The sequence below is a fragment of the Rhodonellum psychrophilum GCM71 = DSM 17998 genome, assembly GCF_000381545.1.
Taxonomy (GTDB): domain Bacteria; phylum Bacteroidota; class Bacteroidia; order Cytophagales; family Cyclobacteriaceae; genus Rhodonellum; species Rhodonellum psychrophilum.
Window position 1 is genome coordinate 3,809 of the sequence record NZ_KB906713.1, and the last position, 726, is coordinate 4,534.

At 40.9% G+C, this 726-nt stretch carries 1 protein-coding gene; it reads right to left on the minus strand.

All coding sequences use genetic code 11. From position 1 onward, the window contains the following. Positions 1–542: 542 nt before the first annotated feature. Positions 543–726, minus strand: a 184-nt coding sequence (locus F824_RS0125320) for an IS3 family transposase (protein WP_019600739.1), incomplete at its 5' end; no start/stop codon positions are given.

Consider the following 726-nt stretch of genomic DNA (forward strand, 5'->3'; position numbering starts at 1 on the left):
CCAAATCTTCTGAAAACCAACCGATTTTCAAACCACAAAAACCTTTGCGCCCTTCGCGTGAAACTTAGCGCACTTTGCGTTGAAAAAAATCTTTCGCTAAGTACGCAGAGGTCTTCGCGGAGAACGCAAAGAAAAAAATACAATCTCCCAAATCTTCTGAAAACCAACCGATTTTCAAAAATACAAAAAACCCTTTGCGACCTTCGCGTGAAACTTAGCGCCCTTTGCATTAAAAAAATCTCTCGCAAAGCCCGCAGAGGTCTTCGCGGAGAACCCAAAGAAAAAATACAATCTCCCAAATCTTCTGAAAACCAACCGATTTTCAAACCACAAAAAAACCTTGGCGTCCTTCGCGCGAAACTTAGCGCCCTTTGCGTTGAAATCCCGCAGAATGAAAGTTGGATCTGCAACAATAAAGTGGACAAATAAATTAGCCCGTTGATTTGTTGATTCCCGTCGCCTGCCGCGGGCTCCTCAAATTGTAAGTGCGATTTGAAATAAAATCACCCTGACAATTTCGAGGTCTTACCTTTTTGATTTCCTTATGCAGCATTTTTTTTGTTGATTTCCCCAAATTGTTCCGGTGAAAGATATCCCAGGGAAGAGTGTCTCCGAATTCTGTTGTACCATATTTCAATAAATTCAAACAGCTCCTGTTTTGCTTCTTTTACCGATTTGTACTTCCTATATCCTGTTTCTGATTTCAGGATTTTGAAGAAGTTTTCC